This window comes from Mesorhizobium sp. M8A.F.Ca.ET.181.01.1.1, from assembly GCF_004792025.1.
Taxonomy (GTDB): domain Bacteria; phylum Pseudomonadota; class Alphaproteobacteria; order Rhizobiales; family Rhizobiaceae; genus Mesorhizobium.
On sequence record NZ_SRTV01000001.1, the window covers coordinates 577,967 to 601,823 of the forward strand.

Annotated in this window: 25 protein-coding genes; 14 read left to right on the forward strand and 11 right to left on the reverse strand. The window is 63.4% G+C overall.

The features are described from left to right. Positions 1 to 18: 18 nt before the first annotated feature. Positions 19 to 762, reverse strand: a complete 744-nt coding sequence (locus EN824_RS02915) for an ATP-binding cassette domain-containing protein (protein WP_127280595.1) — start codon at positions 760 to 762, stop codon at positions 19 to 21. A gap of 447 nt (positions 763 to 1,209) precedes the next feature. On the opposite strand from EN824_RS02915, the gene EN824_RS02920 reads away from it, so the two are divergent. Both EN824_RS02920 and EN824_RS02925 read left to right on the forward strand, forming a co-directional pair. Next, complete coding sequence (locus tag EN824_RS02920) at positions 1,210 to 2,199, forward strand: sugar-binding protein (protein WP_127280594.1); 990 nt, start codon at positions 1,210 to 1,212, stop codon at positions 2,197 to 2,199. Between the two features lie 188 nt (positions 2,200 to 2,387). Next, on the forward strand, positions 2,388 to 3,170 hold the full coding sequence (locus EN824_RS02925; protein WP_135881975.1) for a FadR/GntR family transcriptional regulator: 783 nt from the start codon (positions 2,388 to 2,390) through the stop codon (positions 3,168 to 3,170). Positions 3,171 to 3,188: 18 nt separating this feature from the next. Here the strand turns inward: EN824_RS02925 and EN824_RS02930 are convergent, their stop codons facing one another. Then, complete coding sequence (locus tag EN824_RS02930; RefSeq protein ID WP_135931877.1) at positions 3,189 to 4,127, reverse strand: NAD(P)-dependent oxidoreductase; 939 nt, start codon at positions 4,125 to 4,127, stop codon at positions 3,189 to 3,191. Positions 4,128 to 4,247: 120 nt separating this feature from the next. Between EN824_RS02930 and EN824_RS02935 the strand changes: the two genes are divergently transcribed. The 3 genes from EN824_RS02935 (at position 4,248) to EN824_RS02945 (ending at position 6,621) form a co-directional block, all read left to right on the forward strand. Beyond that, a complete protein-coding gene (locus tag EN824_RS02935; protein ID WP_127279251.1) occupies positions 4,248 to 5,144 on the forward strand; it encodes an NAD(P)-dependent oxidoreductase in 897 nt (298 codons plus the stop codon). 100 nt (positions 5,145 to 5,244) lie between these two features. Continuing rightward, entirely contained in the window at positions 5,245 to 6,021 is a 777-nt protein-coding gene (locus tag EN824_RS02940) for a FadR/GntR family transcriptional regulator (protein WP_135919312.1), read from the forward strand. Between the two features lie 156 nt (positions 6,022 to 6,177). Next, positions 6,178 to 6,621, forward strand: coding sequence for an SRPBCC family protein (locus EN824_RS02945; protein ID WP_135919311.1), 444 nt, complete (start codon positions 6,178 to 6,180; stop codon positions 6,619 to 6,621). 41 nt (positions 6,622 to 6,662) lie between these two features. Here the strand turns inward: EN824_RS02945 and EN824_RS02950 are convergent, their stop codons facing one another. Next, entirely contained in the window at positions 6,663 to 6,953 is a 291-nt protein-coding gene (locus tag EN824_RS02950) for a DUF3175 domain-containing protein (RefSeq protein WP_135919310.1), read from the reverse strand. Positions 6,954 to 7,130: 177 nt separating this feature from the next. Here EN824_RS02950 and EN824_RS02955 point away from each other — a divergent pair, with 177 nt between their 5' ends. The 7 genes from EN824_RS02955 (at position 7,131) to EN824_RS02985 (ending at position 15,103) form a co-directional block, all read left to right on the forward strand. After that, complete coding sequence (locus EN824_RS02955) at positions 7,131 to 8,360, forward strand: MFS transporter (protein ID WP_127279255.1); 1,230 nt, start codon at positions 7,131 to 7,133, stop codon at positions 8,358 to 8,360. 160 nt (positions 8,361 to 8,520) lie between these two features. Beyond that, entirely contained in the window at positions 8,521 to 9,549 is a 1,029-nt protein-coding gene (locus EN824_RS02960) for a LacI family DNA-binding transcriptional regulator (RefSeq protein ID WP_135919309.1), read from the forward strand. A gap of 289 nt (positions 9,550 to 9,838) precedes the next feature. Continuing rightward, on the forward strand, positions 9,839 to 10,966 hold the full coding sequence (locus tag EN824_RS02965; RefSeq protein WP_135866273.1) for a sugar ABC transporter substrate-binding protein: 1,128 nt from the start codon (positions 9,839 to 9,841) through the stop codon (positions 10,964 to 10,966). Positions 10,967 to 11,044: 78 nt separating this feature from the next. After that, positions 11,045 to 12,592 (forward strand): sugar ABC transporter ATP-binding protein, encoded by a 1,548-nt coding sequence (locus tag EN824_RS02970; RefSeq protein WP_135931878.1) that lies wholly within the window; start codon positions 11,045 to 11,047, stop codon positions 12,590 to 12,592. After that, complete coding sequence (locus EN824_RS02975) at positions 12,589 to 13,569, forward strand: ABC transporter permease (RefSeq protein WP_135931879.1); 981 nt, start codon at positions 12,589 to 12,591, stop codon at positions 13,567 to 13,569. Before EN824_RS02970 ends, EN824_RS02975 begins: the two co-directional genes overlap by 4 nt. Further along, the gene (locus EN824_RS02980) at positions 13,566 to 14,552 is read left to right on the forward strand and encodes an ABC transporter permease (protein ID WP_127873182.1); all 987 of its coding nucleotides are present in this window, start codon (positions 13,566 to 13,568) and stop codon (positions 14,550 to 14,552) included. Before EN824_RS02975 ends, EN824_RS02980 begins: the two co-directional genes overlap by 4 nt. 2 nt (positions 14,553 to 14,554) lie before the next feature. Beyond that, positions 14,555 to 15,103: a gluconokinase gene (locus EN824_RS02985; RefSeq protein WP_127280762.1), complete on the forward strand. Its 549-nt coding sequence runs from the start codon at positions 14,555 to 14,557 to the stop codon at positions 15,101 to 15,103. Here the strand turns inward: EN824_RS02985 and EN824_RS02990 are convergent. From EN824_RS02990 to EN824_RS03000, 3 genes are all read right to left on the reverse strand, one after another. Beyond that, positions 15,098 to 16,249, reverse strand: coding sequence for a hypothetical protein (locus EN824_RS02990; RefSeq protein ID WP_135866277.1), 1,152 nt, complete (start codon positions 16,247 to 16,249; stop codon positions 15,098 to 15,100). The genes EN824_RS02985 and EN824_RS02990 overlap by 6 nt on opposite strands. Positions 16,250 to 16,259: 10 nt before the next feature. Continuing rightward, complete coding sequence (locus EN824_RS02995) at positions 16,260 to 16,709, reverse strand: Rrf2 family transcriptional regulator (protein ID WP_023769580.1); 450 nt, start codon at positions 16,707 to 16,709, stop codon at positions 16,260 to 16,262. Between the two features lie 250 nt (positions 16,710 to 16,959). Beyond that, complete coding sequence (locus tag EN824_RS03000) at positions 16,960 to 17,943, reverse strand: sulfate ABC transporter substrate-binding protein (RefSeq protein WP_127280601.1); 984 nt, start codon at positions 17,941 to 17,943, stop codon at positions 16,960 to 16,962. Between the two features lie 236 nt (positions 17,944 to 18,179). Here EN824_RS03000 and EN824_RS03005 point away from each other — a divergent pair, with 236 nt between their 5' ends. Together EN824_RS03005 and EN824_RS03010 are read left to right on the forward strand one after the other, a co-directional pair. Then, a complete protein-coding gene (locus EN824_RS03005) occupies positions 18,180 to 18,461 on the forward strand; it encodes a DUF1778 domain-containing protein (RefSeq protein ID WP_135916677.1) in 282 nt (93 codons plus the stop codon). After that, complete coding sequence (locus EN824_RS03010) at positions 18,461 to 18,937, forward strand: GNAT family N-acetyltransferase (protein ID WP_135866431.1); 477 nt, start codon at positions 18,461 to 18,463, stop codon at positions 18,935 to 18,937. The genes EN824_RS03005 and EN824_RS03010 overlap by 1 nt, the downstream gene beginning before the upstream one ends. A 53-nt stretch (positions 18,938 to 18,990) precedes the next feature. Here EN824_RS03010 and EN824_RS03015 read toward each other — a convergent pair whose 3' ends face one another. The 5 genes from EN824_RS03015 to EN824_RS03035 all read right to left on the reverse strand — a co-directional run bounded on the left by EN824_RS03015 (position 18,991) and on the right by EN824_RS03035 (position 23,785). Next, positions 18,991 to 20,031 carry a sulfate/molybdate ABC transporter ATP-binding protein gene (locus EN824_RS03015; protein WP_127280599.1) on the reverse strand — a complete coding sequence of 347 codons (1,041 nt, stop codon included), beginning with the start codon at positions 20,029 to 20,031 and terminating at the stop codon, positions 18,991 to 18,993. Between the two features lie 12 nt (positions 20,032 to 20,043). Further along, positions 20,044 to 20,928: a sulfate ABC transporter permease subunit CysW gene (gene cysW / locus EN824_RS03020; RefSeq protein ID WP_127873179.1), complete on the reverse strand. Its 885-nt coding sequence runs from the start codon at positions 20,926 to 20,928 to the stop codon at positions 20,044 to 20,046. Continuing rightward, a complete protein-coding gene (gene cysT, locus EN824_RS03025; protein WP_135881967.1) occupies positions 20,921 to 21,772 on the reverse strand; it encodes a sulfate ABC transporter permease subunit CysT in 852 nt (283 codons plus the stop codon). The genes cysW and cysT overlap by 8 nt, the downstream gene beginning before the upstream one ends. A 23-nt stretch (positions 21,773 to 21,795) precedes the next feature. Continuing rightward, positions 21,796 to 22,824 (reverse strand): sulfate ABC transporter substrate-binding protein, encoded by a 1,029-nt coding sequence (locus tag EN824_RS03030; RefSeq protein ID WP_127278932.1) that lies wholly within the window; start codon positions 22,822 to 22,824, stop codon positions 21,796 to 21,798. Positions 22,825 to 23,035: 211 nt separating this feature from the next. Further along, positions 23,036 to 23,785: a M15 family metallopeptidase gene (locus tag EN824_RS03035; RefSeq protein WP_135931880.1), complete on the reverse strand. Its 750-nt coding sequence runs from the start codon at positions 23,783 to 23,785 to the stop codon at positions 23,036 to 23,038. Positions 23,786 to 23,857: the final 72 nt, after the last annotated feature.

The window sequence follows — 23,857 nt, forward strand, 5'->3', positions numbered from 1 at the left end:
AATCCGGGTTCGCCATTCTCATGCCACCTGCTCGATGGCGCCGGTGATCAGCCCGGTGACTTCCTCGGGCGAACTCGACGCGATCGCCTTGTCGGCGACCTTCCTGCCGCGCCGCATGACGATGACGCGGTCGGCGACGTCGAAGACGTCGGGCATGCGGTGGCTGATCAGCACGACAGCGATGCCCTGGTCGCGCAGATGACGGATGAGGTTCAGCACTTCGGCGACCTGCCGCACCGAGATCGCCGCCGTCGGCTCGTCCATCAGCACGATCTTGGCCTGAGACAGCATGGTGCGGGCGATCGCCACCGCCTGGCGCTGGCCGCCCGACATCTGCTTGACGAGGTCGCGCGGGCGGGTCTCGGATTTCAGTTCGGCGAAGATCTGGCCGGCGCGCTTGTACATGGCGGCGTAGTCGAGGATGCGGAACGGGCCGACGCCGCGGCGCAATTCGCGGCCGAGATAGACATTGGCCGCCGCAGTCAGATTGTTGCAGAGCGCCAGGTCCTGGTGAACGATCTCGATGCCGTGCTGGCGCGCCTCGACCGGCTTGTGCAGGATCAGCTCCTTGTCATCCATCCGCATCGTGCCATGGCTCGGCCGGAAATTGCCGGCTATCATCTTGACCAGCGTCGATTTGCCGGCGCCATTGTCGCCCATCAGGCCGACGACCTGTCCGGGCTCGATCGACAGCGACACGTCGTTGACCGCCTGGATGGCGCCGAAATGCTTCGAGATGTTGGTGAGTTCGAGAACCGCCACCAGTCTTTGCCTCCCATGCCTGGCCCATCCGCCCGCGGACAGGCGACGGCTTCCATTCGCCTTCCCCAACTCCTCCCGGGGCAGCGATGCCGTCATTTACGCGAATGGCGTCGCGGGCGTCAATTGTCGACGGGCAATTGTCAGACGAATAGTGGCGTGCTGTTTTTGAAAAATCAGTTTTGTAGGACAAATAGCAATTGACGTTGGCGGCAAGCCGTTATTAGTTGAGCTTCGGAGGAAGACATGCCGGCCTTGACGACGCCATCGGCGGCGCCACCGTTCGGAAGGTTTTGGCGATCGTGCGGCGTCATCGCTGAACTGGTCGCATCTGAAAATGCTTATCGGCCTGGCCGGATTGAATGAGCGCACGCGTCTCAGTCATCTCGCATCCTGGCTGGTTTGTGTGGCGGGCACGCCGTGTCCGTCTGTTTCCAAGGGAGGACTGACATGAGGAAAACAGTATTGCTCGCCGCCGTCGCCGCCATGGCGCTGGGCGCCGGGCCGGCTTTGGCCAAGAAGCAGCTCGTCATCGTGGTGAAAGGTCTCGACAATCCGTTCTTCGAAGCCATCCACCAGGGCTGCGAGAAGTGGAACAAGGAAAACGCCAGCTCGGAATATGAATGCTTCTACACCGGCCCGGCATCGACCTCCGACGAGGCCGGCGAGGCGCAGATCGTGCAGGATATGCTGAGCAAGGCCGACACGGTGGCGATGGCGATCTCGCCGTCCAACGCGCCGCTGATCGCGCAGACGATCAAGAGCGCCAATCCGTCGATCCCGATCATGACCGTCGACGCCGACCTCGCCAAGGAAGACGCGGCGCTGCGCAAGACCTATCTCGGCACCGACAACTATCTGATGGGCAAGAAGATCGGCGAGTACATCAAGAAGGCCAAGCCGAACGGCGGCACGATCTGCACCATCGAGGGCAATCCGGCGGCCGACAACATCCTGCGCCGCGCGCAAGGCATGCGCGACGCGCTGACGGGCAAGGAGGGCCTCGCGGCCCTTGCCGGCGAAGGCGGCTGGACGGAAGTCGCCGGCTGCCCGGTGTTCACCAATGACGACGGCGCCAAGGGCGTTCAGGCGATGACCGACATCCTCGCCGCAAATCCCAAGCTCGACGCGTTCGGCATCATGGGCGGCTGGCCGCTGTTCGGAGCGCCGCAGCCCTATCGCGACCTGGTCGGACCGCTGAAGGACCGGCTGGCCAAGAACGACTTCGTCATCGGCGCCGCCGACACGATCGGCGACGAGGTGGCGATCGCCAGGGACGGCCTTGTCACCGCGCTGGTCGGCCAGCGGCCCTTCGAAATGGGCTACAAGGCGCCATCGGTGATGATCGACCTGGTCACGGGCAAGAAGGTTGACGATCCGGTGTTCACCGGTCTCGACGAATGCACCAAGGACACGGTCGACACCTGCATCCAGAAGTAGGGTTTTCGATCAGGGGCGCCCGCCAAGCGGGCGCCCCTCCACCTCGTCGGATGATTGGGGCAGACGCTTCAGGGGCCAGCGGCTCCGGCTTTGTCGCGCCCATGGTTTGGTTTTTCGGCAACGGGATCGGCGCGCCGCGCGGCTCCGGATCAATCCGGGCGACAGACGGCCGACCTATTGGAACGTGGATGCCGGACGAAAAGGCAAAGAAACAGGCTGGTCGGGCGAAGGCGCAAGCCAACCGCGATACGACGGTCGTCCGCAGGGCGGATGCGGCGCACTTTCCCGGATCCAGCGTTCATGCATCGCTCGCCAGCGAGATCGGGCTCAGGATCGTGCGCGGCGACTATCCGCCCGGCAGCATCCTGCCCAATGAGGCCAAATGGGCCGAAACCTTCAATGTCAGCCGTTCGGCGGTGCGCGAGGCGATCAAGATGCTGATGGCCAAGAGCCTTCTGGCATCGCGTCCCAAGATCGGCAGCTGGGTCGAGCCGAAGGAGCGCTGGAACCTGCTCGACCGCGACGTGCTGGCCTGGTACGCGACCGCACCGGATCGCGAGGCGTTCCTGCGCACCGTGCAGGAGTTCCGTCACATCATCGAACCGGAGGCCTCCGCCTTTGCCGCCATGCGGCGCAGCGACGAGGAGATGGCCGAGATCAGCCTGGCGTGCCGCGAGATGGGGGAGGCGGCCAACCTGGCCGAGCGCATCCGTGCCGATACGCGCTTCCACCTCGCCATCCTGCGGGCGTCGGGCAACGACCTGCTGGTGCCGCTCGGCGTGCTGATCGAATCGGCGCTCGACCATCTCTTCGCTTTCACCACGCGCCAGGTTGGCGATCAGCGGCGGGCGCAGAATCTGCACGAGGCGATCGAGAAGAGCATCCGCCTGCAGCGGCCGGCAGCCGCCCGCAACGCCGTGCACAAGCTGCTCGCCGACACCGATGAGGGGATCGGAAGAGGCCGGCGGTAAGGCCAGCCGTCCGGGGCCTCAGATCGTCTGCTTCTTGCCATCCTTCATCGGCATCAGGTCGATACCATTCACCTTGGCGATATGGGTCGCCAGCATCGGCACGAACTGCTCGGCCGGACCGGTGGCGTGCGCCCCGGCGAAGGAATTCTTGGTGGCGTTGCCGAGCGGGTTGGCAATGCCGGCCGCGCCCGCCATCGATTCCAGATAGGTCAGGTCCTTGAAGGCATTGGCGATGGTGAATTTGTGGGCGTCGCGGTCGCCTTCCAGCGTCCAGCGCATGAAGGTCTGGTAGAAGCCGCAATCCATGCGGCCGTTGCGGATGACGCTGTCGAAACGCGGCGGCGAGATGCCGACCTTCTCGGCCAGCGCCAATGCCTCGGAATAGATGGCGGCGTAACCGAGCGAGATGAAATTGTTGAGCAGCTTCATGCGATGGCCGTCGCCGGTGTCGCCGACATGGACGATGCGGCCAGCCCAGGTGTCGATCACCGGCTTGACCCTGGCGAAGACGGCGTCGGGCGCGCCGACCATGGCGTCGAGCGTGCCTTCCCACGCTTCCTTCGGCGTGCGGCTTAGCGGCGCGTCGACATAGTCGACGCCGAGCGCCTTGAGTTCGGCCGCGAGCGCCACCGTCGAGACCGGATCCGAGGTCGAGCAGTCGACGACGACCGACCCCTTCTTCAAACCCTCCTTGAGGCCGCCGGGACCGCGAATGATGGTCTCCACCTCGCGCGAGCCGGTGACGCAGATGAAGACGATATCGGATGCGGCCGCCACGTCTCGGGAGGTCGATGCCTCACGAGCGCCCCGGCCGAGAAGATCCTCCGCCGGCTTGCGGTTCTTGCGGCCGAGAAAGGTCAGGGAATAGCCCTTGTCGACGATGTTCTTGGCGATGCCGTGACCCATCAGGCCAAGGCCGACAAAGCCGATTGTCTCGCTGGTGGCGGTGGTGTTCATGCTGTCTGTCCTGTCCTGTGATTATCGATAATGTTGCCGCTGTTTTAGCCATAGACGGTTGCAGAAAGCAATATTGTCTGACAATAGACGTAAATCCCAGGACTTTCGTGGAGACCAGAAATGACCAAGCGGATCATGTTCACCGGCGGCAGCGGCAAGGCTGGACGCCACGTCGTGCAATATCTGGTGGAGCAGGGCTGCCAGGTGCTCAACATCGACACCAAACCGCTCGACAATCCCAAGGTGCGCACGCTGATCACCGACATCACCGACAGCGGCCAGGTGTTCAACGCGCTGTCGAGCTATATGGGGCTGCACGAATTCGATCCGTCGCTGCGGCCGCAGCCCGTCGACGCCGTGGTGCATTTCGCCGCCATCCCACGCATCATGATCACACCCGACAACGAGGTGTTCCGCATCAACGCGATGGGCACCTACAACGTCATCGAGGCCGCGGTGAAGCTCGGCATCCGCAAGGTGATCATCGCTTCCAGCGAGACGACCTACGGCCTGGTGTTCGCCAACGAGCCGCGCGACCCCACGCATTTCCCGCTCGACGAGGAGTATGACGTCGATCCGATGGACAGCTATGCGCTGTCCAAGATCGTCAACGAGAAGACGGCGCGCGCCTTCGCGCAGCGCAATGGCACGGACATCTATGCCTTGCGCATCGGCAACGTCATCGAGCCGCATGAGTATTCGCTGTTTCCGAAATGGTTCGCCGATCCGGGCTTTCGCAAACGTATCGCCTGGAGCTATATCGACGCGCGCGACCTTGGCCAGATCACGCTGCGCGCCATCGAGAAGGATGGGCTGGGCTACCAGGTATTCAACGCCGCCAATGACGACACCTCGTCCGATCTGCCGACCGCCGAACTCCTGAAGCGGTTCTATCCCGGCGTGCCGGTCAAGGGCGAACTCGGCGAATACGAGACGCTGCTGTCGAACCGCAAGGCGCGCAACATGCTCGGCTTCCGGCCGGAGCATAGCTGGCGCAAATACGTCAAGACCGCCTGAGCGAGGTCGAATCGCGCTGGGTTGTGCATAGAAGCCGGCTTTGCCGCCCAATGGCCGCACCGCGCTTGACAGCTTCCCTAAACCGGCCTTTCTGGAATTCATGCGGGACGCGAGGCCGAACAAGGAAAAATCGCCCAAAAAGGCTGAAGCCGGCGAACGCCCGGCAGGTGTTCGCCGGCCCGACGCGGCGCGCATTCCCGGCTCCAGCGTACACACGTCGCTGGCCAGCGAGATCGGGCTCAGGATCGTGCGCGGCGACTATCCGCCCGGCACCATCCTGCCCAACGAAGCCAAGTGGTCGGAGACCTTCAGCGTCAGCCGGTCGGCGGTGCGCGAGGCGATCAAGATGCTGATGGCCAAGAGCCTGCTGGCATCGCGCCCCAAGATCGGCAGTTGGGTCGAACCGAAAGAACGCTGGAACCTGCTCGACCGCGATGTGCTCGCCTGGTACGCGACGTCGCCCGACCGCGAGGTGTTCCTGAGGACGGTGCAGGAATTCCGCCACATCATCGAGCCGGAAGCGACCGCCTTTGCCGCCATGCGGCGGACCGACGAGCAGATGGCCGAGATCAGCCAGGCTTGCCGGGAGATGGGCGAGGCGAAAAGTCTGCAGGAACGGACCCGCGCCGACACCCGCTTCCACCTCGCAATCCTGCGTGCCTCCGGCAATGACCTGCTGGTCCCGCTCGGCGTGCTGATCGAATCCGCCTTCGATCACCTGTTTGCCTACACGACCCGCGAACTCGACGATTTGCAGCTCGCCCAGAAGATGCACGAGGCAATCGAAAAGAATATTCGCCTGCAGCGGCCGGATGCGGCGCGCAATGCCGTGCGCAAGCTGCTGGCCAATACCGACAACGTCATTCGTTCGCGATAGAACTTCAGCGACACAGCCATTTGCGCGGGTGTTTCCGCCTTGCCGGCTCGAAGCAATTGAGGCCGCCACCGTCAAAAAACTCAAAAGCCTGTGTCGGATCGGCCGTGTGATAACCGTCCTTGGGGTATCGAACAGAGACCACGAAGGAGTATCGACATGCCCAGCACCGTTCGTCTGCATCGCGTTCTGACCACCAGCCCGGAGAAGGTCTACCGTGCGTTCCTCGAGGCCGATGCGCTTGCCAAATGGCTTCCGCCGAACGGTTTCACCTGCACGGTCCATCACTTCGAGGGCAAGGTCGGCGGCACGTTCAAGATGTCGTTCCGCAACTTCACCACTGGCGACAGCCACTCATTTGGCGGTGAGTATGTCGAGCTCGTCGCGGGCGAACTCCTGCGCTACACCGACAGGTTCGACGATCCCAACTTGCCCGGCGAGATCGAGGTGACCGTGACGTTGAAGAAAGTGTCCGTGGGCACCGAAGTGAACATCACCCAGGCCGGTATCCCGGATGTCATTCCGGCGGAAGCTTGCTATCTCGGCTGGCAGGAATCGCTGCGGAACCTGGCCAGGCTCGTCGAACCCGACATCAAGCAATAGGACGCCCTGTCCAGTCAGGAGCCATTGGCGGGCGAGGGCGGCTAGTCCTCCTTTGGCCGCCCGAATGCTTCGCGCAGTTCGTCCTTGGCGTCCTCGAGGACCTTCTTGCGCGCCGCGGGCAGGTTCTTGCCGGCCCTGTTGATGTAGAAATTCAGCATCGACATGGCGGACTGGAAGGGTTCGGCCTTGCGGCGGTGGCTGTGTTCGGCCGACCGCTTGAGCGAGGCGGCAATCTTCTTGGCGTCGTCGGATTCGAAGACATGCTCCTCGAGATCCATCGCATCGCTGTGCTCGGTTACCTCGGCCGACCATTTCTGCTTGGTGGCGGTCATGGCTGGACTCCTTTGCGGGGTTGCTGATCGGAAACTCCACACATGGATGTCGGTTCCCACCTGCCTTTCCGCTCTGGAGCCACGGATTTGCCTGTCGTGGCGCTGCTATGGACGGGGAATGCGCGGATAGTGGCGACAACGGCGACCGGTTTTCGAGACCGCCGACAGGAAACGCCTTTGACCCGAACCGACTTGAGCCGGCCCAGTCCCGGTATCGACAGTTCCTACGCCTGGATGCGGCTGGCCATCTCGATGCTGCTGGCGACAATCGGCGCGGTCGGCATGTGGGCCGTTGTCGTGGTGCTGCCGGCGGTACAGGCCGAGTTCGGCGTCGACCGCGCCGCGGCATCCATGCCCTACACCGCGACCATGGTCGGCTTTGCCGCCGGCAATGTGCTGGTCGGCCGCGCCATCGACCGCATGGGTTACTGGATTCCGGCGCTGTTCTCCTCGATCGCGCTCTCCGCCGGCCTCCTGCTCGCGGCGCTGTCGACCTCGATCCTGCAATTCACCCTTGCCCAAGGGGTGCTGATCGGTCTCGGCACATCGGTGATCTTCGGACCGTTGATCGCCGATATCTCGCACTGGTTCAATCGTCGCCGCGGCGTCGCCGTCACGGCGGCGGCGGCCGGCAATTACCTCGCCGGAGCGATCTGGCCCACCATCATGCCGACGCTGATCAAGGCGGAAGGCTGGCGCTTCACCTATGCGGCAATCGGCGTCTTCTGCCTGGTCACCATGGTGCCGCTGGTGTTGTTGCTGCGGCGCGGCGCGCCGGAAGCGGCTGCCGCCGGCTCGCCCGGAAGCCGGTCGGTGCAGCCGATTCCTATGTCGCCGGGGGCAATGCAAGCGCTGCTGGTCGTCGCCGGCTTGGGTTGCTGCGTGGCGATGTCGATGCCCCAGGTTCACATCGTCGCCTATTGCATGGATCTTGGCTACGGCATGGCGCATGGCGCCGACATGCTGTCGATCATGATGGCGGCGGGCGTCGTCAGCCGGCTTGCCTCGGGCTTCGTCGCCGACCGCATCGGCGGCGTCAAAACCCTGCTCATCGGCTCGGTGCTGCAATGCCTGTCATTGCTGTTCTATATCCCGTTCGACGGGCTCGCCTCGCTCTATGTCGTGTCGCTGGTCTTCGGCCTGTCACAAGGCGGCATCGTGCCTTGCTATGCGATCATCGTGCGCGAGTACCTGCCGGCCAAGGAGGCCGGCCAGCGTATCGGTATCGTCATGATGGCGACGATTTTCGGCATGGCGATCGGCGGCTGGATGTCGGGCTGGATCTACGACCTGACCGGCTCGTACGCCGCCGCGTTCCTGAACGGCATCGCCTGGAACCTCTTGAACATACTGGCGATCGGCCTGTTCATGTGGAAGGCGAGGCACAGGGCCGCCTTAGCCGCCTGAGGAAGGCCAGGCACAGCCACTCAGTGGCTCGGCTTGACAACAGCCAGTCCCTGCGCGACGCCAGGGGCCGATGGGTGCGGCAACAGGCCGGTGAGATGGCGACAGCTGGAAATATCGCATTGCGGGCGCGCTTCGATGGCCATGCGCATGGGCCAAGGCCTTGATCAAGCCGCGCTCGCGCCGGGGCGGTGGCCGCCCGACCATATCGGATGTGGCACGCAAGGCAGGCGTCGGCGCCATCACCGTTTCGCGCGCGTTGCGCGAACCGGAGCGCGTTTCCGAGGAACTGCGCCGCCAGATCCTGGCCGCCGTCGAAGAGCTTGGCTATGTGCCGGACCCGAACGCACGCGCGTTGGCCTCGGCGCGAGCGGAAGTGTTCGGTGTGCTGGTGCCTTCGCTGACCAACAACGTCTTCGCGGAGGTGGTGCGCGGCATCTATGACAGCCTGTCGGACAGCCCCTTCCGCATCCAGCTCGGCAACACGCATTATTCCGGACTGGAGGAAGAGCGGCTGCTCCAGCTGTTCGGCTCCCAGCGGCCGGCAGCGCTGATCGTTGCCGGCATCGACCAGACGCCCACCTCGCGAAAACTGTTGGAGAATGCCGGTTGCCCGGTGGTTCAGGTGATGGAGACCGGACCCGATCCCGTGGACATGATGGTCGGCTTCTCGCATCTCGACGGCGGCAGGACGGCGACCGAGCACCTGATCGAGGCGGGGTATCGCCGGATCGGTTTCATCGGTGCACGCATGGATCCGCGCTCGCAGCGGCGCCTCGCCGGTTACCACGCGGCGATGGAGAGGGCCGGGCTGTTCGACCCGCGCCTGGTCACCACCACGCCGGTGCTTTCCAGCGTGTCGCTTGGCCGTGAATTGTTCCGCGACGCCCTTGCCAAGATGCCGACGCTCGACGGCGTTTTCTGCAACAATGACGATATCGCGCTCGGTGTGCTGTTTGAATGCCATCGCGCCTCGATCGATGTGCCGAAGACCATCGGCATCGTCGGCTTCAACGATCTCGAGATGATGCAGGTGGCATTTCCGTCGATCACCAGCATCCGCACCCATCGCTACGAAATCGGCAGGCGCGCTGTCGCCATGGCGCTGGCGGCCATCGCCGGTGATCGGCCGCAGGAGCGTGTCGTCGACCTCGGCTTCGAGCTCAAGCGGCGCGAGAGCACGGCACGCTGAAGCAGTTTAGACCCTGCTGAAATCAGCCTTTACAGGCATTCTTGGTAGCGCTACCATTCGAACCGGCATCAAGTCTAAGCGCTGTTTATTATACATAAGCGACAGAATTTTCCTTGTTTATTATTGATAATATGATACTTTCGTTGCAGCTTAAGGAAGCAACGAGGAGGGAGAGGTCGGTGCTGGCCACCTGACGTGCGTGGCCGGCCAGGGCGGGAGGTGCTGGGGCGAACACGTCATTCTACTGCAGCTAACAAACAAGTCAGAACTGCAACTGGGAGGAATATCGATGATCAAGTCACTCGTTGGTGGCATCGTTGCCGCCACTGCATTCGTCATGTTGAGCTCAGCGGCGATGGCCGGAGGCCCGGAAATCGTCAAGGGACCGGCAGCCGAGCCGGACTGCTTTGCCCCATGGGCAGCCGATACGCAATTCTTCAAGTTTCCCAAGAAGGCCGGACCATACCGCATTGCGTTGGCCAACGGCTACATCGCCAACACCTGGCGCATCCAGATGGTGCAGACCGCCAAGGCGTATGCGGCACAGCCGGATGTCGCCAAAAAGCTGAAGGAATTCAAAGTTGTGTCGACCGGCGAGGACGTCCCGGCGCAGATCTCCGCGATCAACAATTTCATCGATTCCGGCTTTGACGCGATCGTCGTCAACGCGCAGAACCCGACCGCATTCGGACCAGTCATCAAGCGTGCGAAGGAGGCCGGCGTCGTGCTGGTCGCCTTCGACAACATCCTCGACACCAAGGATGCCATCAACGTCAATGTCGACCAGAAGGGCCTTGGCGCGTTGTGGGGCAAGTGGTTGGTCTCGCATGTCCCGAACGGCGGAAAGGTACTCGAAGTGCGCGGCGTCGCCGGCACCTCCGTCGACACGGACCGTCATGCCGGCATCCACGAGGTGCTGGACGGCTCGGGCAAGAAATGGGAAGTCACCGAGGTGGTCGGCAAATGGGACGACGGCGTTGCCCAGAAAGCCACGGCGGACGCGATTGCCACAAACGGCCCGTTCGACGGCATCACCGGGCAAGGCGGCGACACCGGCATCGTGCAGGCGATGATGGATGCCAAGCATCCATTCGTTCCGTTCGGCGGCGAGACGGAGAACGGTTTTCGCAAGTTCTGTGCCGCGCATGCCGGCGACGGCTTGAAGTGCTCTTCGGCCGGCACCGGCCCCGCCCAGGTGGCGGTGGCAATCAAGACGGCAATCGCGGCCCTCGAAGGCAATGTCGTGCCGCAATCGGTGAAGCTGCCGCTGGCTATTGTGGAGGATCCGAACTTCAAGGCTGGCCAGGATTTCTTCCCCGACCAGTCCGACAATTTCTTCGTCGGCAACTCCTTCCCAACCTGCGGCATCAATTTCAGCGCCCAGGAAATCATGGGGCAGACCAAGGAAAACCAGTAGGCTCACTGCTATCGCCGGCGCCGCGGGTCAACCCGCGGCGCCAGCCCTGAAATCCCATGATTGCCCCTGGGAGGGTTGATGGACGGTGCGGCTCCACTCTTTCGCATGGAAGGCATTTCCAAGCGCTATGGCGGCGTGCGGGCGCTGGAAAAGGCCGAGCTGACGGTCGAGACCGGCAGCATCCATGCCATCCTCGGTGAAAACGGGGCTGGCAAGTCGACGCTGATCAAGGTCATGGCGGGTGTCGTGGCGCCTGATGAAGGCCGCATGATGCTGGATGGGCGCGAAGTGACCTTCGCTTCGCCCGGTGCGGCGAACAAGGCCGGCATCGTCTGCATCTTCCAGGAATTGTCGCTGATCCCCGAACTCAGCGTTGCCGACAACATCGTCATTTCGGATCCACCCAAACGCTTCGGCATGATCGACCGCAAGGCACAGCGCCGCATCGCCGAGGACGCGCTGGCGCGGGCGGGCGCCGCCGATATCCATCCGCTGGCGCTGGTCAAGGACCTGCCGCTGTCGCGGCGGCAGATGGTGGAGATCGCCAAGGCCCTGGCGCGCAAGCCACGTATCCTCATCCTCGACGAGGCGACATCGGCGCTGACGGCTGCGGACGTCTCGAAGATTTTCGCTGTGCTGAAGCGGCTGCGCTCGGAAGGGCTGGCGCTGCTCTACATCTCGCACCGCATGAACGAAATCGCCGAACTCGCCGATCATTGCACGGTGTTCCGCAATGGACGCAACGTCGCCAGCTACAAGGCCGGCTCGAAGAGCGACAACGAGGTGGTCGAACTGATGATCGGCCGCGAGTACAGCCATATTTTTCCGCCCAAGCCGCCAGCGGCAGCGGCCAACGCCGCCCCCAGGCTCGAGGCGCGCAAATTGTCCTGGGCCGACCGGTTGGACAACATCTCGCTGACCGTCAGGGCAGGAGAGGTCGTCGGCCTCGGGGGGCTCGACGGCCAGGGCCAGCGCGAACTGCTGCTTGCTTTCTTCGGTGTGCTGCGTGGCCTCTCCGGCGAGGTGCTGATCGACGGCAAGCCGGTGACGATCACCAGCCCGGCGGCGGCCCGCGAGGATGGCATCGGCATGGCGCTCATCCCTGAAGACCGCAAGACCGAAGGCCTGATGCTGCCGATGACGGTGCGCGAGAACCTGTCCTTCGCCGCGCTCGACCGGCTGTCGAAAGGGGGTATCATCGACCGCTCCACCGAGCAGCGGCTGATCGACGACATGGTCGGCCTGCTGGCGATCAAGACGGCCGGTCTCGACATCCCGGTCGGCGCGCTGTCGGGCGGCAACCAGCAGAAGGTGGTCATCGCCAAATGGCTGATGCGCCAGCCGCGCATCATCCTGCTCAACGATCCGACGCGCGGCATCGATGTCGGCACCAAGCAGGAAATCTATCAGCTGATGCGCAAGCTGGCGGACGCGGGCGCGGCGATCCTGTTCTATTCGACCGACTATGACGAGTTGATCGGCTGCTGCGACCGCGTGCTTGTGCTCTATGACGGGGCGGTCAAGCGCGAGTTGGTCGGCGCCGAGATCACCGAACGGGCGCTGATATCGAGCGCGCTCAACATCCATGGCGAGGAGAGCCCGGTGGGCCTGGGAGCGGAAGCGTGAAAGATTGGCGCTACTGGCTGGCCGAGCAGCGCGGAACGCTGCTGGCGCTCGGCATCTTCATCGTCATGTTCGTCATCTACACCTCCAACCATCCGGCGGGCTTCACCGCCAATGTCGTGCAGACGGCCGCGAACAAGGGCGTGCTGCTTGCCTTCGTCGCCATGGCGCAGACGCTGGTCGTGATAACCTCCGGCATCGACCTGTCCGTCGGCATGATCTTCCTGCTCACCAACTGCCTGGCCTCCTGGCTGGTGGTGGGCACGCCGATGCAGACCACGCTCGGCGTCATCGCCGTGCTGGCGGCGGGCCTTCTGTGCGGCGCCATCAACGGCGCCATCGTCATCTATGGGCGGCTGCAGCCGATCGTCGCCACCATCGCCACCGGCGCGGTCTATTACGGAGTGGGCCTCCTGCTGCGGCCGTTCCCGGGCGGCTCGGTCAACGAGGACCTGGCCGATGCCATGACAGGACGTTTGTTCGATCTGGTGCCGGCAAGCCTGGTCGTGCTGCTGGCGGTCGTGCTGTTGATCTGGGTGCCGTTCAGCCGTTCGGTACTCGGCCGTGCCGCCTACGCGGCCGGCTCTTCGGAAACGGCTGCCTACATGTCTGGCGTGCCGATCCGTCGCGGCAAGTTTGCCGCCTACACACTGGCCGGCCTGCTGGCCGCGATCGGCGGGCTGTTCCTCACCTTCTTCACCTATACGGGGGAGGCAGCCTATGCCAGCGGCAACGCCTACACGCTGTTTTCGATCGCGGCCGTGGTGCTGGGTGGCGTCTCCTTGTTCGGTGGCAAGGGCAGTGCCATCGGCGCCATCTTCGGCGCGCTGGCCTTCCGCACGATCGGCGATCTTCTGTTCGTCTTCGACTTCGATCCGCTCTGGCAGCCGCTGTTCCAGGGCGTTATCCTGCTGGTCGCCGTCAGCCTCGGCGCCTTCGCCCTGTTTCGGGTCCGCAACCGGCTGGAGTGGTTCCTGTGAGCGAGACGACCTTGGGCGGCATTGCCGGCCGCATGCCGAAATTCATCCGCCGCGCCGATCCGGCGGTGCTGACGGCCTTTGCCTGCATCGTGGTGCTGCTGTTGGTGGGCAGCCTCTATTCGCGCAGCTTCCTGTCGCCTGAATATCTCTTGCAGCAGCTCAAGGTGGCTTCGTTCCTTGGCGTCATTGCCACCGGCATGATGCTGGTCATCCTGCTCGGCCAGATCGACCTGTCGGTGCCGTGGTCGGTGGCGGCGGGCGCGATGATGGCCTGCGCGGCGGCGGCCTATGGTCCGGCCGGCGTGGCGCTGGCGATCCCGTTCGGCATCTTCTGTGGCGTGCTGATCGGCGTCGTCAACGGCATTGGCGTCGCCTATCTGCGCATCCCCTCGATGATCATCACGCTGGCCACCAACGCCGTCGCGCAAGGGCTGATGGTGGTCTACACCGGGGGATTCTCGCCGCAGGATTCGGCCACCGGCGCCATGCGCTACCTGGCCACCGGCTTCACCATTCCGGGCGTCCCCAACGCGGTCATCATCTGGGCGCTGATCGGGGCCGCGATGGTGTTCGTGCTGACCCGCAGCGGTTTTGGCCGCGCGGTCTATGGCATCGGCAACCGCGAGCGCGCCGCCTATCTCTCCGGCATCGACACAAGACGCGTGGTGATGATCGCTTTTGCCGTCTCCGGCGGGCTCTCCGCCTTTGGCGGCGTGCTGCTGGCGGGTTACGCCTCCAAGGCGGCGCAATCTATGGGGGATGCCTATCTGCTGCCGTCGATCGCGGCCGTCGTGCTCGGTGGCACCTCGATCCTGGGTGGGCGCGGCTCCTATCTCGGCACGGTCGCGGGCGTGATCCTGATCACGCTGCTGCAATCCATCCTGTCGGTCATGCAGATGCCCGAGGCGGGACGGCAGATCATCTATGGCGTCGTCATCGTCGCCATGCTCCTTCTCTACGGCCGCGCGCCGGCGAGCCGCTGACGGTGGACGAAAAGGCAGCGCAGGCGCCGACGGGCGCTTCCGGTTTGGCACCTCCGGCTATCGTGGTGATGGGCGTCGCCGGCTGCGGCAAGTCAGCCTTCGGTCTCGCGCTGGCCGCCGCGCTGGGTGCCGTCTTCATCGAGGGCGACAGGCTGCATCCGCCCGAAAACGTCGCCCGCATGGCGCGGGGCGAGCCGCTCACCGATCAACTGCGCGAGGGCTGGCTCGACGCGATCGGCGAGCAGATCGCGGCGTCGATCGGCAACGGCCAAGGTGTGGTCGCCGCCTGCTCGGCGCTGAAGCGCGGCTATCGCGAGCGGCTGCGCGGCTTTTGCCCCGATATCGTCTTCCTCTATCTGGAGATCGATCCGGCCACCGCACGGCGGCGCGTCGGCAACCGCAAGGGCCATTTCATGCCGGCAAGCCTGGTCGACAGCCAGTTCGCCATCCTGGAGCCGCCGGGCCAAGACGAGCGGGCATTGACGCTCGACGCGACGCAGCCGGTCGACGAACTCGTCACCCAGGCATTGCGCTCGATGCGCCGCTCATGAGCCTTCTTCTGCGCTGATGCCGATGCCGTCCTGAGCTTCGGTCAACCGCTCATGGCGCGACCAGGACATCATCTGCTCGGGGCACTGCTTCAGCGCCTCCAGCAAGCGGTCGCGTTTCAGCAGGATGTAGTGTGCCTGCAGGGCCATGTTCTTGGCTCCGTCCCTGGTTGTGTTCACTGCCGTGAGCGCCGGTGCCGGCGGCACCAGTTCGGGGCTCAAGACGGCCCGGTATTGCCGGAAGGGCACGTCCTCGAAAGTCGACATGGCAAACAGGGCCGTCTTGCCTCGGGCGGCGAAATTCGCCGGTGCCGAGGCAAGGTGGGTCCAGCCGCTTTCGCCCAGTGCGGTTTCGGTGAAGGTCGAGCCGGCGTGGATGGTGTTGGTCATCAGCACGACGCCGTTCTGCTTCAGCATCTTCTGAATGCGGATGGTGACCTGATAGGCGTCGTCACGGTCGAAGACGATTCGGCTTTTCAGGAACCGGTTCTCGACATGAATCATTGGCGGGTTGAGGAAGCGCTGGCCGAACACCGTCTCGGACACGCCATGCGTGTTGACGCTGACCTGATGCGCTTCGATGCCGGCCTCGTGTATGGCGCGCTTGCCGATCATCGTCTGGGCGGTGAACTGATCGCACCAGAGGATCGCGCCGTGGCCGCGTTGCAAGGCTGCCTGCAAGCCTTCGAGGCCCTCCAGCCGGATCGTCGGCGTCCAACGGCCGGCGACCAGATGCGCGGCAAGTTGCATGCGGCGGCGATGGCGCGCCGTGAGCATTGCCTCGAACAGCTTGCGCGCATCGATGCCGTCGCCGAGCACCGCGCGCGTTGCGGCGGCATAGGCGCGGAAGTCCTTGCGCATATGGCGCTTCAAGCGAAACCTCGACGCCCAATCGCAGATCGGCGACCACCAGCGCACCGGCAGCGCTGCCGCGACCGCGAGGTAGAAGAGGGTAATCAGGCTTTCGCGAAGATCCCTGGTGGAGAAGCGGCGGAGCCTGCCGGGATTGGCCAGCTTGCGGCTGAAGAAGCGCACGTCCTCGGCATATTCGGGAACAAAGACGTCGGCGATGATTTCGGTGCGAAAGCTGGCTGCCGATGGCTGCTTGCGGGCGGCTTTTCGGGATTTCGTAAACCTCGACAGCCTCATCCACCCGGCTCTAGATTTGTGAAGTCAACTCGACCGGGAAATCGTCATTATCGGCATCGCGCATGGCGGCGAGGCTACGGTTGTCCAGCACCTCGGCGATCGCCTGGCGCACTTCCAGCATCATGTGCCGGACCTGGCAGGTCGCCTCGTCGCAATCCTCGCAGCGCTGATACTGCGTGCGGCTGGCGCAAGGTATCGGCGCCAGCGGCCCGTCGAGCACGCGCACGACATGGCCGATCTTGATCTCGGAAGCCGGGCGGGCGAGGCGATAGCCGCCTTCCTTGCCCTTGCGGCTCTGGACGAAGCCGGCGTTGCGCAATTCGCCCAGTATGGCATCGAGGAATTTCTTCGGGATGTTGTTGGCGACGGCGATGTCGTTGACGAAGGCCAGTTGGCCAACCGGAAGATTGGAAAGATGCACGAGGGCCTTGAGGCCGTATTTGCCTTTTTTCGTCAGCATGCCCTGATAACCCGTTGAAGCCCCAACCACCCCGCATCTGGCGGCTGTTTGTGTGCAAATGATGACGGCATTGCTTCCGCACGCCGCCGTTTCGCGAAAACAAAGCCATTGGAACGCATGTTAGGCACAAACGCGTTGATTCTTTGTAACGTTTTGCACGAAGGGCGCCGCTTTGCGCTATCGGCTGCATAAACGAGAAAAGCCGGCCCACGGCCGGCTTTTCTGATCGTTCTATCGGTCCGCGGAGATTTTAGCGGCTGCCATAGGCCTGGTCGAGCAGGCCGCCGGCGGCGAAATGCTCCTTTTGGACCTTGTCCCAACCGCCGAAGACGTCTTCCACCGTCAGCAGGCGCACATCCGGAAAATCGGCCTTGTATTTGGCCGCGACAGCCGCGTCGCGTGCGCGCAAGCCGTTGTCGGCGGCGATGCCCTGGCCCTCGGGCGTATAGAGAAAGTCGAGATAGCTCTTGGCCAGATCGCGCGTGCCGTGCTCGTCGGCGACCTTGTCGACGATCGCTACCGGGAACTCCGCCAGAAGGCTGACCGAAGGCGTGACCTGCTCGAATTTGTCGTCGCCATATTCCTTGCGGATGCCGCGCGTCTCGGATTCGAAGGTGATCAGCACGTCGCCGATCTCGCGCTGCACGAAGGTGGTGGTGGCGGCGCGCCCGCCTGTGTCGAAGATCGGCACGTTGTTGAACAGCTTGGTGATGAACTCCTTCACCTTGGCGTCGTCGCCCTTGAAGGCTTCCTTGGCGTAGGCGGTGGCCGCGAGATAGGTGTAGCGCGCATTGCCCGACGTTTTCGGGTTGGGGAAGATCACCTGCACGTCGTCGCGCACGAGATCGTTCCAGTCCTTGATGTGCTTGGGGTTGCCGGCACGGACGAGAAACGACGGCAGCGAATAGAAGGGCGAGGCATTGTCGGGAAAGTCCTTCTGCCAGTCGGCGGAGACAAGGCCCTTCTTGACCAGGAAGTCGACGTCGGTGACCTGGTTGAAGGTGACGACATCGGCGCCGAGGCCCTCGGCGATGGCGCGCGCCTGCGCCGAAGTGCCGGCATGCGACTGGTCGACGGTGACGCCCGGATGCTCTGATATGAAGGCCTTGTTGACCTGCACGAACAGTTCGCGGCCGACGTCATAGGAGGCGTTCAGCAGCTTGTCGGCCGACCAGGCTTGGGAGGATGCGAGGAGGAGACCGGCGGCGGCAACGCCGAGGAAAAATCGCTTCATGAAAAGGCTCCGGATGTAATGCTCTATTGCCAGACCATAGCCGGGGCGCGAAGGAGCGGCGAGGCATGGATTCAGGACTAGACCAGTGTTGCTAGAAAACTGTTTCCCAAACAGACATATCGTAGTTTTTTCTTTCACCTTTTGAGGTCGGTCCTCTTCAGCCTGTTTCTGATAAAAGCCACAAATAGATACACATTGTGTATGCGCAATGTTATGGTGGCGGAAAGGAGTCTTCCATGACGAAAGCCGCGCCCGAAACCCACGCCAAGCCTGTCAATCTGCGCATCCGAGAGGATATGCGCATACTGATCGACCGCGCCGCGAAAATACGTGGGAAAACCCGCTCCGACTTCATGATCGACGCCGCCTATCGTGCGGCCGAGGACACGCTACTCGACCAGACCCTGATCAAGGTGGATCCGGAGAGTTACCGCCATTATCTCGACATCCTCGATAAACCGCCGAGCGGGGAAGGTTTTGGGCGCCTCATGAACGTGCCCAAGCCATGGCGGGACTGATGCTATCGGCGCCCACGCCCCTGGCAGAAAACCACGATCTCGGCCTTTTCCAAAGCGGAACAGAAAGTCTCGACCAATGGCTTCGCCGCAGGGCACGGGCCAACCAAGTCAGTGGCGCATCGCGTACTTATGTGGTGGCGGAAGGCACACGCGTTGTCGGCTACTACTGCTTGTCTTCGGGCGGGCTTGATCTGGCGGAAGCGCCCGGCATTGTTCGCCGCAACATGCCAGATCCCATTCCGATGGTCGTGCTCGGGCGTCTCGCGGTGGATGGAAGCTGGCAACGGAAGGGGCTGGGCGCGGCGCTTCTGCAAGATGCCGTCCTGCGCGCCGGTCAAGCCGCGACGATCCTCGGTATTCGCGGAATTTTTGTTCATGCCATATCGGATGAAGCGAAAGCCTTTTACGAGCACTACGGCTTTGCGGCCTCCCCGAAAAACCCGATGACCCTGGTGTTGTCGTTGAAGGCCAGGTGAAAGACCGCCACCGACCGGGACATCCCTGGGGCGGATTCACCGTGGTCCGATCGCTATGCAGCCGGGAACAGCTTCCAGCGCCCCGGGCGGAACGCCACGCGGCTCTTCTGCGCTGCCGGATGGTCGACCGGCAGCTCAATCTCGACCCGCTGGCGTTCGCCGCCGATTTCAAGTTCGACGCGCCTTGTGCCGGCGACGCGGCGGCTGGCCGCCACGGTGCCGGCGATGCAGCCGCTGCAGCCGTCCAGCAGTTCGACATCATGCGGACGGAAGTAAAGCATCGCATCGCCCTCGGACGCGTGCGGCGCCGACAATCCGATTGGACGGTCGGCCAGCCAGATCTCGCCATTCTCGACCTTGACCGGAAGGGAGCTCGATTCGCCGATGAAGCCGTAGACGAAGGGCGAATTCGGCGTGTCGTAGATGTCGTCGGCGGTGCCGACCTGCTCGATACGGCCCTGGCTCATCACCACGACACGGTCGGCCAGTTCCAGCGCCTCTTCCTGATCGTGGGTGACGAAGACGGTGGTGTGGCCGGTGGCGTCATGGATTTCCCGCAGCCAGCGGCGCAGTTCCCGGCGCACCTGCGCGTCGAGCGCGCCGAACGGCTCGTCGAGCAGCAGCACCTTGGGTTCGATGGCCATGGCGCGGGCGAGCGCCACGCGCTGGCGCTGGCCGCCCGAAAGCTGCGCGGGATAGCGCTTCTCCAGCCCTGAAAGCTGGACGAGATCGAGAAGCTCGGACGCACGGCGGCGGATCTCCGCTGCTGGCGGCCGCGACGGTCCGTGCCGCACCTTGAGGCCGAAGCCGATATTGTCAGCCACCGTCATGTGACGGAACAGCGCGTAGTGCTGGAAGACGAAGCCGACATTGCGTTCCTGGATCGATTTCTGCGAAGCGTCCTCGTCACCAAAGAAGATTTTCCCGCGTGTCGGCCGCTCCAGCCCGGCGATCAGTCTGAGCAAGGTCGTCTTGCCGGAGCCGGATGGTCCCAGCAACGCAATCAATTCGCCCGACTTGATGTCGAGCGACACGTCGTGAAGCGCCGGAAACCGCTCGAATTCCTTGCGCACGTTGGCAACGCGAACTTCCATACAATGAACCTTCTAATGTCCGCGCGTCGCGGCGAGTTCGGCGCCGTATCGCATCTCGAGCAGTGTTTTCAAGACCAGCGTGACGAGCGCCAGCCCGGCAAGCAGCGAGGCGACGGCGAAAGCGCCGACGGCGTTGTACTCGTTGTAGAGGATTTCGACATGCAGCGGCATGGTGTTGGTCAGGCCGCGTATGTGGCCCGACACCACCGAAACCGCGCCGAACTCGCCCATGGCGCGCGCATTGCACAAAAGCACGCCGTAGAGCAGGCCCCATTTGACGTTGGGCAAGGTCACAAACCAGAAGGTCTGCCAGCCATTGGCGCCGAGCGAAAGGGCGGCCTCCTCGTCGCCATTGCCCTGTTCCTGCATCAGCGGGATCAATTCGCGGGCGACGAAGGGGAAGGTGACGAAGACGGTGGCCAGCACAATGCCCGGGACGGCAAACAAGATCTGGATGCCATGTGCCTTCAGCCACCCGCCGAGCAACCCCTGGGCGCCGAACAGAAGCACGTAGACCAGACCCGAAATGACGGGCGAGACCGAGAAGGGCAGGTCGATCAGCGTGGTGAGAAACGCCTTGCCCTTGAATTCGAACTTGGCGATCGCCCAGGCGGCGGAGATGCCGAAGACGACATTGAGAGGCACCGAGATCGCCGCGACGAGCAGTGTCAGGTGGATGGCCGAGCGTGCGTCCGGTTCGCCCAGTGCTTGCGTATAGGCACCGACGCCTTTCGCCAGCGCCTCGTGGAAGACGATGATCAGCGGCAAAAGCAGGAAGATGCCGAGGAAAGCGAAAGCGATGGCCATCAGCACGGCCTGCGCCGGGCGGCTTTCGGTCACCGCCGCCGAGCGGCTCTCGTGATACGGTTCGTAGGATTTGATCTCGGGATCAGCCATAGCGCTTGCGGCTCCATGTCTGCACCAGATTGACGACCAGCAGCATGACGAACGACAGCGCCAGCATGATTGCCGCGATCGCGGTCGCCGCTGGGTAATTGTATTCCTCCAGCCGGATGACGATCAGAAGCGGTGCGATCTCGGATTTGTAGGGCAGGTTGCCGGCGATGAAGATGACCGAGCCGTATTCGCCGACGCCGCGCGCGAAGGCGAGCGAGAAGCCGGTGATGATGGCCGGCGCCAGGCCCGGAAAGAGCACGCGGGTGACGATCTGGAAGCGGCTGGCGCCAAGCGTGGCGGCTGCTTCCTCCACCTCCTTGTCGATTTCCTCCATGATCGGCTGCACGGTGCGCACGACAAAGGGCAAGCCGATGAAGACCAGCGCGATGACGATGCCGAGCGGCGTGTAGGCGACCTTGATGCCGAGCGGCATCAGCAATTTGCCGATCCAGCCGTTCGGCGCGTAGAGCGTGGTCAGCGCGATGCCGGCCACCGCCGTCGGCAGCGCGAATGGCAGGTCGACCATGGCATCGACGATGCGGCGGCCGGGAAAGCGGTAACGCACCAGCACCCAGGCGACGAGCGTGCCGAAAACGACATTGACGACAGCCGCGATGAAGGCGGTGCCGAAGCTGATTTCAAGTGCGTTGAGGGTGCGGCGATCGGTGGCGATGGCCCAGAAATCGATCCAGCCGAGAGCGGCCGAACGCCAGATCAGCCCGGATAGCGGTATGAGGATGATGAGGGTGAGGTAGGCAAGCGAGAAGCCGAGCGTCAATCCGAAACCCGGAATGACGCTCGGCTGTCTGAACCGCCACCCCGCCTGCGCGGGTGCTGTGGTCATATCGTCCTGATCTAGGTTTTAGCTCACTGGGCCGGTTTGTAGATCTGGTCGAATATACCACCGTCGCCGAAATGATAAGGCTGTGCCTTCTTCCAACCACCGAAAAGCGGGTCGTCGATGGTGATCAGCTTGATAGGCGGCAGCTTGGCGAGATCCTCGGGCGGAACCAGTTCGGGCTTGGACGGCCGGTAATGGTTCTTGGCGATGATGGTCTGGCCTTCCTTGGAATAGAGGTAGCTCAGATAGGCCTCGGCCACCTTGCGCGTGCCCTTGGCGTCGACATTGGCATCGACCACGGCCACCGGCGGCTCGGCCAGGATCGAGGTCGGCGGATAGACGATGTCGAAATTGTCGGCGCCAAACTCGTCGAGCGCCAGATAGGCATCGTTTTCCCAGGCGATCAGCACGTCGCCAAGGCCTTTTTGCGCGAAGGTTACTGTCGAGCCGCGCGCACCGGTGTCGAGCACGGGAGCATTGGCATAGAGCTTGCCGACGAATTCCTTGGTCTTGGCTTCGTCGCCGCCATCATTGGCGTTGGCATAGGCCCAGGCCGCGAGATAGTTCCAACGCGCGCCGCCCGACGTCTTGGGGTTGGGCGTGATCACCTGGACGCCGTCCTTGACGAGGTCGTTCCAGTCGTGGATGCCCTTGGGATTGCCCTTGCGGACAAGGAAGATGATGGTCGAGGTGTAAGGCGCTGAATTGTTTTCGAATTTCTTGCGCCAATCGGGATTGATCTTTTTCGATTTGGAGACGATGGCATTGATGTCGCCTTCGAGAGCCAGCGTCACCACATCGGCGTCGAGGCCGTCGATCACGGCGCGGGCCTGGGCGCCCGATCCGCCATGTGACTGCTGGATCGTCACCGTCTCGCCGGTCTCTGTCTTCCAATGCGCGGCGAAGGCCTCGTCATAAGCCTTGTAGAGCTCGCGCGTCGGATCGTAGGACACGTTGAGAATGGTGGTGTCGGCAAACGCGAAACCGAGCGTGCCGAACTGGACAGATGTGGCGACCAGTGCGCCGAGCAGTTTCCTGAAATGAGGTTTGGTCATTTCTGCCTCCGTTGAACCCGCGCCAAATCTACCGAAATTATAGAAATTAGATGCATTGAATGTTGCCTTTTTTGCCTCCCTGGAGAAAATCTCCGGCGTTCTGCCGCGGCTATGAGAAATATTTTCCTCGCGGTTGCTCCGCGCCGGAGTCGCTCCGCCCTGTGGCCTATCTAGGGACGCGCGGTTGCCGGGCAAGTCTGCTCTGGGCGGGTTACTCGGCGGTCACCGGGAAATCGAAGCGCTGCTTTTGAAATGGCTCTTGGTCGAGCGTAAAATGCCACCATTCTCGCGCGTAGTTCCTGAAACCTCCCGCACGCATGGCATCGACAAGGAGCTTGCGGTTTGCCGCCGCTTCGGCGCCGAGCGGGCGATGCGCGGTCTCACTCGTCCGGTCGAAGCAGTCGAAGCCGGTGCCGAAATCGAGGGTGTTGGCATCGACCGCGCCGCAGGCCGGTTTCGGCACGGACATACTGTCGGCCGGTGCGATGGCGATATCGACGGTCGAGCCGCGCGAATGTGCCGACTGGCGGGCGACATAGCCCTCGGCGATGAGGTCGCCGCGCTTGACCTTCGGATACCATTGCGGGTCAGGCGGCCCGCCCGCGGTCGTCCAATCGCCCATGTCGGCCACGGAGCGGGCAGGGCGATAGCAGTCGAACACGATCAGCGTCATGCCCCTGGCGACCATTGCCTTCTGGACCCCGGCAACGGCTAAGGCCGCCTGCCGGGCGAGGATGCAGACCGGCGCATCATAGCCGCTTACCTTGCGATGCAGAAAATTGTCGGCGCCGGAATAGCGGATGTCCTGGCGGATCGAGGCATCGATGGCGGCCAATCGGACGAAGCCTGTGGGCAGGGGATCGGCCGAGGCGGGAAGGGTGACTGCGAAGAAAGCCGCTAAAATGGCGGCTATACTGCGTAAGGTATGGCGTGGCACGCCCCCCTCTGCCCTGCCGGGCATCTCCCCCTCGAGGGGGGAGATTGGCAGCTTTTGCGTCGCGCGCCGCCGTTGGTCATTGCCGAAAGCGGCCTG

Excerpts from the sequence above, each read along its gene's own strand:
- EN824_RS02950 (WP_135919310.1), bottom strand. The coding sequence starts at position 6,953 with ATGACCGCCACCAAGCAGAAATGGTCGGCCGAGGTAACCGAGCACAGC.
- EN824_RS02970 (WP_135931878.1), top strand. The coding sequence starts at position 11,045 with ATGGACGGTGCGGCTCCACTCTTTCGCATGGAAGGCATTTCCAAGCGC.
- EN824_RS03010 (WP_135866431.1), top strand. The coding sequence starts at position 18,461 with ATGCTATCGGCGCCCACGCCCCTGGCAGAAAACCACGATCTCGGCCTT.
- EN824_RS02940 (WP_135919312.1), top strand. The coding sequence starts at position 5,245 with ATGCGGGACGCGAGGCCGAACAAGGAAAAATCGCCCAAAAAGGCTGAA.
- EN824_RS03000 (WP_127280601.1), bottom strand. The coding sequence starts at position 17,943 with ATGAAGCGATTTTTCCTCGGCGTTGCCGCCGCCGGTCTCCTCCTCGCA.
- EN824_RS02920 (WP_127280594.1), top strand. The coding sequence starts at position 1,210 with ATGAGGAAAACAGTATTGCTCGCCGCCGTCGCCGCCATGGCGCTGGGC.
- EN824_RS02930 (WP_135931877.1), bottom strand. The coding sequence starts at position 4,127 with ATGAACACCACCGCCACCAGCGAGACAATCGGCTTTGTCGGCCTTGGC.
- EN824_RS02935 (WP_127279251.1), top strand. The coding sequence starts at position 4,248 with ATGACCAAGCGGATCATGTTCACCGGCGGCAGCGGCAAGGCTGGACGC.
- cysT (WP_135881967.1), bottom strand. The coding sequence starts at position 21,772 with ATGACCACAGCACCCGCGCAGGCGGGGTGGCGGTTCAGACAGCCGAGC.
- EN824_RS02990 (WP_135866277.1), bottom strand. The coding sequence starts at position 16,249 with ATGAGGCTGTCGAGGTTTACGAAATCCCGAAAAGCCGCCCGCAAGCAG.
- EN824_RS02995 (WP_023769580.1), bottom strand. The coding sequence starts at position 16,709 with ATGCTGACGAAAAAAGGCAAATACGGCCTCAAGGCCCTCGTGCATCTT.
- cysW (WP_127873179.1), bottom strand. The coding sequence starts at position 20,928 with ATGGCTGATCCCGAGATCAAATCCTACGAACCGTATCACGAGAGCCGC.
- EN824_RS03035 (WP_135931880.1), bottom strand. The coding sequence starts at position 23,785 with ATGCCCGGCAGGGCAGAGGGGGGCGTGCCACGCCATACCTTACGCAGT.
- EN824_RS02965 (WP_135866273.1), top strand. The coding sequence starts at position 9,839 with ATGATCAAGTCACTCGTTGGTGGCATCGTTGCCGCCACTGCATTCGTC.
- EN824_RS03015 (WP_127280599.1), bottom strand. The coding sequence starts at position 20,031 with ATGGAAGTTCGCGTTGCCAACGTGCGCAAGGAATTCGAGCGGTTTCCG.
- EN824_RS03030 (WP_127278932.1), bottom strand. The coding sequence starts at position 22,824 with ATGACCAAACCTCATTTCAGGAAACTGCTCGGCGCACTGGTCGCCACA.
- EN824_RS02945 (WP_135919311.1), top strand. The coding sequence starts at position 6,178 with ATGCCCAGCACCGTTCGTCTGCATCGCGTTCTGACCACCAGCCCGGAG.
- EN824_RS02925 (WP_135881975.1), top strand. The coding sequence starts at position 2,388 with ATGCCGGACGAAAAGGCAAAGAAACAGGCTGGTCGGGCGAAGGCGCAA.
- EN824_RS03005 (WP_135916677.1), top strand. The coding sequence starts at position 18,180 with ATGACGAAAGCCGCGCCCGAAACCCACGCCAAGCCTGTCAATCTGCGC.